The sequence below is a fragment of the Streptomyces niveiscabiei genome, assembly GCF_001419795.1.
GTDB classification, from domain to species: Bacteria; Actinomycetota; Actinomycetes; order Streptomycetales; family Streptomycetaceae; genus Streptomyces; species Streptomyces niveiscabiei.
Genome location: NZ_LIRL01000793.1, coordinates 1 through 9476, shown reverse-complemented (window position 1 = coordinate 9476; position 9476 = coordinate 1). Strand labels below are relative to the sequence as shown.

General features: G+C 72.9%; 10 protein-coding genes. 3 read left to right on the top strand and 7 right to left on the bottom strand.

The window, feature by feature from the left end; genetic code table 11:
• Both AOK24_RS33850 and AOK24_RS33845 read left to right on the top strand, forming a co-directional pair.
• A partial coding sequence (locus AOK24_RS33850; protein WP_079057132.1) for a ThiF family adenylyltransferase occupies positions 1–1050 on the top strand: 1050 nt, incomplete at its 5' end.
• A complete protein-coding gene (locus tag AOK24_RS33845) occupies positions 1043–2386 on the top strand; it encodes an ABC1 kinase family protein (protein WP_055723831.1) in 1344 nt (447 codons plus the stop codon). The genes AOK24_RS33850 and AOK24_RS33845, both read left to right, overlap by 8 nt.
• Positions 2387–2479: 93 nt before the next feature.
• Here AOK24_RS33845 and AOK24_RS33840 read toward each other — a convergent pair whose 3' ends face one another.
• The 4 genes from AOK24_RS33840 to AOK24_RS33825 form a co-directional block, all read right to left on the bottom strand.
• Positions 2480–2803, bottom strand: a complete 324-nt coding sequence (locus AOK24_RS33840) for a hypothetical protein (RefSeq protein WP_055723830.1) — start codon at positions 2801–2803, stop codon at positions 2480–2482.
• Positions 2800–3168: a WhiB family transcriptional regulator gene (locus AOK24_RS33835; RefSeq protein WP_055723829.1), complete on the bottom strand. Its 369-nt coding sequence runs from the start codon at positions 3166–3168 to the stop codon at positions 2800–2802. The genes AOK24_RS33840 and AOK24_RS33835 overlap by 4 nt, the downstream gene beginning before the upstream one ends.
• Before the next feature lie 161 nt (positions 3169–3329).
• Positions 3330–3647 carry a hypothetical protein gene (locus AOK24_RS33830; protein ID WP_055723828.1) on the bottom strand — a complete coding sequence of 106 codons (318 nt, stop codon included), beginning with the start codon at positions 3645–3647 and terminating at the stop codon, positions 3330–3332.
• A gap of 166 nt (positions 3648–3813) precedes the next feature.
• Positions 3814–6030 carry an ATP-dependent DNA helicase UvrD2 gene (locus tag AOK24_RS33825; protein WP_079057131.1) on the bottom strand — a complete coding sequence of 739 codons (2217 nt, stop codon included), beginning with the start codon at positions 6028–6030 and terminating at the stop codon, positions 3814–3816.
• A 182-nt stretch (positions 6031–6212) separates the two neighbouring features.
• Here AOK24_RS33825 and AOK24_RS33820 point away from each other — a divergent pair, with 182 nt between their 5' ends.
• Positions 6213–6455 (top strand): mycoredoxin, encoded by a 243-nt coding sequence (locus tag AOK24_RS33820; RefSeq protein WP_055723826.1) that lies wholly within the window; start codon positions 6213–6215, stop codon positions 6453–6455.
• 66 nt (positions 6456–6521) lie between these two features.
• On the opposite strand, the gene nudC is transcribed toward AOK24_RS33820, so the two are convergent.
• The 3 genes from nudC to AOK24_RS33805 all read right to left on the bottom strand — a co-directional run.
• Positions 6522–7466, bottom strand: coding sequence for an NAD(+) diphosphatase (gene nudC, locus AOK24_RS33815; RefSeq protein WP_055723825.1), 945 nt, complete (start codon positions 7464–7466; stop codon positions 6522–6524).
• A 72-nt stretch (positions 7467–7538) separates the two neighbouring features.
• A complete protein-coding gene (locus AOK24_RS33810) occupies positions 7539–8969 on the bottom strand; it encodes a dipeptidase (RefSeq protein ID WP_055723833.1) in 1431 nt (476 codons plus the stop codon).
• A gap of 10 nt (positions 8970–8979) precedes the next feature.
• Positions 8980–9476, bottom strand: a 497-nt coding sequence (locus AOK24_RS33805; protein ID WP_167376885.1) for a PD-(D/E)XK nuclease family protein, incomplete at its 5' end; no start/stop codon positions are given.

Sequence of the window (9476 nt, the reverse complement as noted above, 5' to 3'; positions counted from 1 at the left end):
TATGTGGACGGGCTGGTGCGGGGGCTGGCCGGGGCGGGGCTGCTGGACGACGCGCGCGGGGGCGGTCCTGAGGCGGACGCGCTGCGGCGCCGGGGCGAGGTCCTGGAGCGGCTGGGCCCCGACCTGGCCGCGCTGTCGCTGCTCGCTCCGGAGCCCGGCGAGGCGATGCGGCTGCTGGCGGCCCGGCGCCGCGCGCGGGTACGGGTGCAGGGCGCGGGCCGGGTCGGCGCCCTGCTGGCCGCGCTGCTGTCGGGGGCGGGCGTCGGCACGGCCGAGGTGTCCGACGAGGGCCGGGTGGAGCCGGGTGACGTGGCGCCGGGCGGCCTGTCGGCGGACACGATCGGCGAGCCCCGCCGCGACGCGGCCCGGCGTGCGGTGCGCGCGGCCTCCCCCGGTCGTCCGCCGTCCCGCGAACCCGGCCCCGAGCCGGGCTTCGGCCTGGTGATCCTCACCCCGCGCGACGACGTCGGCGTGTACGCACCGGACCCGGCCGCCGCCGACCCCCTGATCGCCTCGGGCACCCCGCACCTGTACGCCGGGGTGGTGGAGGCCACCGGCGTGGTCGGCCCGCTCGTCCTCCCCGGTGAGACGGCCTGCGCGGGCTGCCTCCAGCAGTCCCGCTGCGACGCCGACCCGGCCTGGCTGCGCCTGCTCGCCCAGTGGCGCTCGGGGCACCGCCGTCCCACCCTCCCCTGCGATCTCGCCCTGGCCACCACGGTCGCGGGCCTCGCCGCCGGCCACGCCCTGGCGTTCCTGGACGGCCTGACCGCACCGGCGCACAGCACGCGCTGGGAGATCTCCACCCCGGCGCTCCAGTGGCGGGCGCGGACGATCGAGGCGCACCCGGCGTGCGCGTGCGGGGCGGCCGTCACCGGGAACCCCGAAGGGCCCTCCCGGGTCCTTCTTGCCGAAGCTTCTCCCGATGTTGAGGAACACCCCGTGGAGGACTCGAGGGCGCACGAGACAATGGCAGGGCAACGACATTCGATGGAGTCACTCCGTCCGGCGAACGCGGCGCGGCCGGTGGGTACTTGGAGGGCGCATGTCTGATCTTCCCCGCAAGGCGGTCACCCGCACCGCCAAGCTCGCCGCGCTCCCGCTCGGCATCGCCGGCCGGGCCACCTGGGGCCTGGGCAAGAGGATCGTGGGCGAGTCGGCGGAGATCGTCGGCCGCGAGCTGCAACAGCGCACGGCGGACCAGCTCTTCAAGGTCCTCGGCGAGCTGAAGGGCGGCGCGATGAAGTTCGGCCAGGCCCTGTCGGTCTTCGAGTCGGCGCTCCCGGAGGATGTCGCGGGCCCCTACCGCGCGGCCCTGACGAAGCTTCAGGAGGCGGCCCCGCCGATGCCGGTCCGCACGGTGCACGCGGTCCTCGCGGAGCGCCTCGGCGCGGACTGGCAGGACCTGTTCCTGGAGTTCGACGACAAGCCTGCGGCTGCCGCGTCGATCGGCCAGGTCCACCGCGCGGTGTGGCGGGACGGCCGGGACGTCGCGGTCAAGGTCCAGTACCCGGGCGCGGGCGAGGCCCTGCTGTCCGACCTGAACCAGCTCAGCCGCTTCGCCCGGCTGCTCGGCCCGCTGGTCCCGGGCATGGACGTCAAGCCGCTGATCACCGAGTTGCGCGACCGCGTCTCCGAGGAGCTGGACTACGCCCTGGAGGCGACCGCCCAGCGCGCGCACGCGCAGGAGTTCACCGACGACCCCGACATCGTCGTACCCGCCGTGGTCCACCAGTCCGACCAGGTCCTGATCACCGAGTGGATCGAGGGCGTGCCGCTGTCCGAGGTGATCTCGGAGGGTACGGCGGAGCAGCGCGACCGGGCCGGTCAGCTGCTCGCGCGCTTCTTCTTCTCGGGCCCCGCGCGTACGGGCCTGCTGCACGCCGACCCGCATCCCGGCAACTTCCGCCTGGTCCCGGACGGGGACGGCTGGCGGCTGGGCGTCCTGGACTTCGGCACGGTCGACCGGCTGCCCGGGGGTCTGCCCCGGCCGATAGGCGAGGCGCTGCGCATGACCCTGGCGGGCGACGCGGGCGCGGTCTACGAGCATCTGCGCGCGGAGGGCTTCGTCAAGGACTCCATCGACCTGGACCCCGGCGCGATCCTCGACTACCTGCTCCCCATCATCGAGCCGGTCCAGGCCGAGGAGTTCGCGTTCACCCGTTCCTGGATCCGCACCCAGGCGGCCCGCATCGCCGACCCCCGCTCCCCCGCGCACCAACTGGGCAAGCAGCTGAACCTGCCCCCGTCGTACCTCCTGATCCACCGCGTCACCCTCAGCACGATCGGCGTCCTGTGCCAGCTGAACGCGACGGTCCGCCTGCGCGAGGAGCTGGAGGAGTGGCTCCCGGGCTTCGCCGCCGAGCCGGACCCGACCGCCCTTCACTAGCCCCCTCCGCCGCGCGGGCGCGAACAGCCACAAGGGGCCGGCCCGAAACCGGACCGGCCCCACGAACAACCTCAGTCGTACGGTGCGTACGCCTTACTGCATGACGGCCATGGCCAGCGCGCGCCGGGCGCGCCGCGAGGCCCGCTCCGCACGCCGCTGCATCCGCCGCGCGGCGACCACACGAGCGGCCAGCCGCTCCTGCTCGGCCTCCTGCATGCGCTCGTGCATATGCGCACGAGCCAAGGCTTCTGGGATGAGTTGCATCTCTCGGTTCCTGTTCTGACGCGAGTCGTTCGCGCCGCTGGTGGTGACGTCTGTGTTCGCGGAGCCCACGGGCTCACTGACGGACGGCTTCATCGGGGCCTGCTTCTGGGGGTCGTGCGTGAGGGGGCGGTCGATGGTTCCGGTGATGTTCATGCCGAGACCGGGTTCTTGCGCGGACGGCCACGCGGGCGCTTGCGGGCGACCACGACCCCCTGCACGAACAGCTCGCCGCCCCAGACACCCCAGGGCTCACGCCGCTCCTTCGCCCCGGCGAGGCACGCCTCGACCAGGGGGCAGGTACGGCAGAGGGACTTCGCGTACTCCACGTCCGCGGGCGACTCGGCGAAGAAGACCTCCGGGTCGTAGGAGCGGCAGGGAACGGGTACGCCGAGGTTCTCGATGGCGTCGTCGAGCGCGGTGAGCGCGGTGAGGGGAGTCAAGGCGGGGTCCTCCTGGAGACCGGGCGGGGGGATCGTTTCGGAAGGCGGTACGGACGTTTCGTGCGCTTCGAGTTGCACGGTTTCGTCTTCCTCGTCTGTCGGACCGGCCCTGTTGGGCCGGTGTCGGCTTGTCGTCCCGAGGCTCCCTCTGCTGCCTGTCCCCGGTGTGGGGACAAACAGAAGGGCCGCGGATCCCGGATGGGGTTCCGCGGCCCTGAAGGCGCCGACCTGATCGTCGATCAGGCTGGATCACTCCAGGGATCTGGCCCGCGGAAGGCCCACATCTGGTGGTGCTGCGTCGTCTGCTTCGGGTTTCCGGCACCGGCTGCCGTAAAGACATAGGACAGGGCCTGTGCCTCTACTGCTTCCAGTGCCTTCATCGGTCGCTCGTCGCGGGCGGGAACGCTCGCGGGGGCGACGGAGAGCGACTCGGACCGGCCGGCGCGGAGGCCGGACAGACCGGTGCCCGGGTTCGAGGCGCCGAGGATGCACACGGAGACGACCGAGGGATCGGTCAGTTTGACGGTGCTGGTGAAGCGGGTCTTGTTGATGATCACTGGAATCGCCTCCTCTCGGCGTCTCGTGGACCGGGGGTGAACCCGATCCGGCGGATATGCAAGTACAACACGGATCAGGGCCCTTCGAGAAGGCCGCCGTTCCGGTGTCTAAGAACCTATGGGGATTGCCGGGGCATGCGCAAACTATTTTTTCGACGACTTCTCATCAGCCCTCCTCTTCCTCCCCCGCACGGTCCTGACCTGCGCAGATGGCCAGGACATCGGTGCCGTACCGGTTGAGCTTGCGCTGGCCGACGCCGGGGATGCGCGCGAGGTCGCCCGGTTCCTCGGGGGCGGCCTCGGCGATGGCGACCAGCGTCTTGTCGGTGAAGACGCAGAAAGCGGGCTGTCCGGTGTGCTTGGCCTGGACCTCTCGCCAGGCGCGGAGGCGTTCGTAGAGGCCCTCGTCCATGTCGGAGGGGCAGTCGTCGCACCGCAGGAGTTTCAGCTCGCCGCCGTCGGTCAATGTGCGCCCGCAGATCCGGCAGCGCGCCGGCGTGCGCTGGCGCCGGGGGGACGGGCCGAGGGCGCCCGCGCGGCCCGCCGCGGCCCGCAGGGTGCCGCGCTCGACGCCCCCTGAGGCGCCCGAGGCCGCCGTACGGCCCGCCGCGCTGCCGGAGCCGGGGCGCAGGCCGTCGAGGAAGCGGGAGGGGCGGCGGCTGGCGCGGCCTCCGGGCGAGCGGGCGAGCGCCCAGGAGACGTGGAGCCGTTCGCGCGCGCGGGTGACGCCGACGTAGAGCAGCCGCCGTTCCTCCTCGACCTGCTCGTCGGTGCGGGCGTAGGTGATCGGCATCATGCCCTCGGCGACGCCGACCAGGAAGACGACGTCCCACTCCAGGCCCTTGGCGGAGTGCAGGGAGGCGAGGGTGACGCCCTGGACGGTCGGGGCGTGCTGGGCGTTCATGCGCTCGTCGAGTTCGGCGACGAGGTCGGCGAGCGTGGCGTCCTGCTTGGCGGCGGTGAAGTCGTGGGCGAGGTGGACGAGGGCGGCGAGGGACTCCCAGCGCTCCCTGACGGCCCCGGAGCCCGCCGGGGGCGTTGTCGTCCATCCCTCGCCGGAGAGGACGGCACGCACCTGCGAGGGCAGGTCCACGGCGTCGTCCAGCGCGGAGTCGTTGTTCCCGAAGCGGGCGGCGGCGCGCAGGGAGGCGGTCGCCTTGCGGACCTCGGGCCGGTCGAAGAACCGCTCGGCGCCACGCAGCTGGTAGGGGATGCCGGCGTCGGCGAGGGCCTGTTCGTACGTCTCGGACTGGGAGTTGGTGCGGAAGAGGATCGCGATCTCGGCGGCGGGGACGCCGGCCGTGAGCAGGTCGCGGATGCGGCGGGCGGCGCCTTCGGCCTCGTCGGGTTCGTCGGTGTACTCGGTGTAGGCGGGCTCGGGTCCCGGCGCGCGCTGGGAGACGAGTTCGAGCCGGTGGTCGGCGGCCCGGCCGCCGGCCTGGGCGAGGAGGCCGTTGGCGAGGCGGACGACCTGGGGGGTGGAGCGGTAGTCGCGGACCAGTTTGACGACGGTCGCGCCGGGGTGGCGGGTGCGGAAGTCGAGGAGGTGGTCGGGGGTGGCGCCGGTGAAGGAGTAGATGGTCTGGCTGGCGTCGCCGACCACGCACAGGTCGTCGCGGTCGCCGAGCCACAGCTCCAGGAGGCGCTGTTGCAGGGGGCTGACGTCCTGGTACTCGTCGACCACGAAGTGCTGGTACTGGGCGCGGACCTGGTCGGCGATGTCCCGGCGGTCCTGGAGGACGGCGACGGTCAGCAGCAGGACGTCCTCGAAGTCGATGACGCCGCGTTCGCGTTTGAGGTTCTCGTAGGCGGCGTACACCTGGGCGAGTTCGGCGGGGTCGCGGGGGGCGTCGCGGCCCGCCTTGGCGACGGCCGGCGCGTAGTCGGCGGGGACGGTCTGGGTGACCTTGGACCACTCGATCTCGGCCGTGGCGTCCCGCAGTTCGCCGCGGTCGAGGCGCAGTCCGCAGGAGGCGGCGGCGTCGGCGACGAGCTGGAACTTGCGGTCGACGAGGCGGGGCAGGGCGCCGCCGACCGCCTTCGGCCAGAAGTACTGGAGCTGGCGCAGGGCGGCGGAGTGGAACGTCCGCGCCTGGACGCCCTGGGCGCCGAGCTGGCGCAGCCGGCCGCGCATCTCGCCGGCCGCGCGGTTGGTGAACGTGACGGCGAGGACGCTGGAGGGCTGGAGGATGCCCGCGCGGACCCCGTAGGCGATGCGGTGGGTGATCGCCCTGGTCTTGCCCGTGCCGGCGCCGGCCAGCACGCACACCGGGCCGCGCAGGGTGGTCGCCACCTCGCGCTGCTCGGGGTCGAGCCCTTCGAGCACCGCGTCGGCAGAGTCCGGTGCCTGCGGGAAGAGAGGGGAGTGCGTTGCTGCTGTCACACCGCCATGCTGCCAGGTCCGCGGAGACGGGCGGGAAAGTTATCCACAGGCGTGGCTCGATTGTCGTACCGATGCGGCGGTCGTCACGCCCGAGGGCTCCGGTGCCGGGAATGGCGGGGCATGCGCGTACGTTCCTCCTCTGCGAGCACACTTCCCCGACCCGCCGAAGGAGCGCGAGAGACATGCCGGGCACTGTGACGATGTACAGCACCACGTGGTGCGGCTACTGCCGTCGGCTGAAGAGCCAGATGGACCGCGAGGGCATCGCGTACACCGAGATCAACATCGAGCAGGACCCGGATTCCGCGGCCTTCGTCGAGAAGGCGAACGGCGGGAACCAGACCGTGCCGACCGTGCTGTTCCCGGACGGCTCGACGCTGACGAACCCGTCGCTGGCGCAGGTCAAGCAGAAGGTCGGCGCGTAGGCGCGGACGCGCGAGAGGGGCGGTCCCGGTTCACCGGGGCCGCCCCTTTCCGCATGGTCCTCGTGCTCAGATGAAGCTGCGGGTCGGCAGGGGCTTGCCGTACCAGAGTTCGATCAGGCGGGCGGCGATGGAGATGCCGTAGGGCGGCAGGACCTCGCCGGACTCGAAGGCGGCGCCCAGTTCGTCGCGGGAGAACCAGCGGGCCTCGTGGATCTCGTCGCCGTCGACGTCGATGGTGGTGGACGTGGCGTGCGCGAGGAAGCCGAGCATCAGGCTGGACGGGAAGGGCCAGGGCTGGCTGGCGACGTACTCGACGCGGCCGACGGTGACGCCGACCTCCTCGAAGACCTCGCGGCGCACGGAGGTCTCGATGGACTCGCCGGGCTCGACGAACCCGGCGAGCGTGGAGAAGCGCCCTTCCGGCCAGTGGACCTGGCGGCCGAGCAGGAGGCGGTCCTCGTCGTCCGTGACGGCCATGATCACGGCCGGGTCGGTGCGCGGGTAGTGCTCCGCGCCGCAGGCCGGGCAGCGGCGGATGTGGCCCGCGGCGGCGATGACGGTGCGTTCGCCGCAGCGGGAGCAGAAACGGTGGGTGCGCTGCCAGTTCTCCAGGCCGACGGCGTGGACCATCAGGCCGACGTCGCGCGCGGACAGCAGCAGGCCGGCCTCGCGCAGGCCCGCGGGGCGCGCGGACTGGTCGATGCGGCCGGGCAGGGCGTCCTTCTGGAGGGCGAAGTAGCTGACGCCGTCCTCGTCGGTGCCCAGGAAGTAGCGGTGCGCCTCGGTGAGCGGCGCCTCGAAGGAGGGCGTCATGACGAGTTCGGTCCGGCCGTCGGGCGTCTCGTCGATGAGGACCTGTCCGCCGGAGACCACGAAGCAGCGGGTGGTGGGGTGGCTCCACGCCGCGGCGAGCCACGCCTCGTCGAGCCGGTGGTGGGCGGCGCGGTCGATGCCGCTGGGTGCGGTGAGCGACACGGGCCGGTCGGCGTTCGGGTCGGTCCAGGTGGTCACGGGTACTTCCAACTCCCCCGGTGCGGCGGTTGGTTCGGCGGGACGTACGGCAGGGGCGGGTGCGGTCGGGTGTCAGGGCGCATGGCGCCAGGTGCGCGCGAGGTCGTCCCACAGGTGGGCGGTGGTCTCGACGCCCTTGAGGAGGAGGTCGAGTTCGACCTTCTCGTTCGGCGCGTGCCAGCCGTCGGAGGGGACGGAGATGCCCAGGAACAGCACCGGGGCGCCGAGGACCTCCTGGAGGTCGGCGGCGGGCCCGGAGCCGCCTTCGCGCGTGAAGCGGACGGGCTGCTCGAAGGCGAGCCCCATCGCGCGGACGACGGACTGGAGCGCCGGGTGGTCGAGCGGGGTCAGGCACGGGCGCGTGGCGGGGCTGAAGTCGATCTCGCAGCGGATCCCGGCGGGCACCTGTGCGGCCACCCACGCGCGGACGGCCTTCTCGACGGTGTCGGGGTCCTGTCCCGCGACGAGCCGGAACGACAGCTTCACGAACGCGGAGGCGGGGACGATCGTCTTGCTGCCGGCGCCCTGGTAGCCGCCGCCGATGCCGTTGACCTCGGCGGTGGGCCGCGCCCAGACGCGCTCCAGGGTGCTGTAGCCGGCCTCGCCCTGAGCGGCGTACGAGTGCGCGGTGCGCAGCCAGCGCTCCTCGTCGAAGGGCAGTTCGGCGAAGAGGGCGCGCTCCTGGTCGGTGAGGTCGACGACGCCGTCGTAGAAGCCGGGTATCGCCACGCGCGCGTGCTCGTCGTGCAGGGCGGCGACGAGGCGGGCGACCTCGGTGGCCGGGTTGGGGACGGCGCCGCCGAAGGAGCCGGAGTGGATGTCCTGGTCGGGGCCGTGCAGGCGGATCTCGCAGTCGGTGAGGCCGCGCATGCCGGTGCAGACCGTGGGGGTGTCCTCGGCCCACATGCCGGTGTCGGAGACGATCACCGCGTCGGCGGCGAGCCGACCGGCGTTGGCCTCGACGAGGGCGCGGAAGTTCGGGGAGCTGGACTCCTCCTCGCCCTCGATCAGCAGCTTCAGGTGGACGGCCGGGGCGGTGCGGCCGGTGGCGGCGAGGTGGGCGCGCACGCCCAGGGTGTGGAAGAAGACCTGGCCCTTGTCGTCGGCCGCCCCGCGCGCGTAGAGGCGGTTGTCGCGGACGACGGGGTCGAAGGGGTCGGTGTCCCAGCCGTCCTCGCGGGCGGCGGGCTGCACGTCGTGGTGGCCGTAGACGAGGACGGTGGGGGCCTGGGGGTCGCCCGCGGGCCACTCCGCGTAGACGGCGGGGGCGCCGGGAGTGGGCCAGACCTCGACGACGGGGAAGTTGGTCGCGGTGAGCTGCGCGGCGAGCCAGTCGGCGCTGCGGCGGACGTCGGGAGCGTGCTCCGGCTGGGCGGAGACCGAGGGGATGCGCAGCCACTCGGCGAGGTCGCCGAGGAAGGCGGCCCGGTGCTCCTCGATGTACGCACGGACGACGCGGACGGCGCTGACGTCACTGACGGCGTTGTCAATGGGCTGGCTCATGTCCACGAGCCTATCCGGCCGCACCGACATCGTCGCCGGGCGCCCGGACCCCCGCCGGGGGCTGTCCGGGGGCCTCCGCACCCCGCAGAATCCGCTCCAGAGCGGCCCTTCCGGGCAGCTGCGGGGGCCGGACGACGTCTCCGGTCCTCACGTAGAGGAACGCCGCTGTGACGGATTCCACGGGAACGCCCTCCTGCTCGGCCCACGCGAGCCGGTACAGCGCGAGTTGCAGGGGGTCGGCGGTCCGCTCCCGGTGGGTCTTCCAGTCGACGATCTCGTACGACGCCGTCGCGCCGTCGCCCTCCTTGTAGACAGCGTCGATACGGCCCCGTACGACGCGGCCCGCGAGGGAGAGCTGGAAGGGGGCCTCCACGCGGTAGGGCGTGCGGCGTGCGTACTCGGTGCGCTCGAACGCCTCCTTCAGCTCCTCCAGGTCGCGTTCGTCGTCGATCTCCGCGTCCTCGGTGCCGGGCAGTTCCTCGGGCTCCAGCAGGGGCAGGGTGAGCG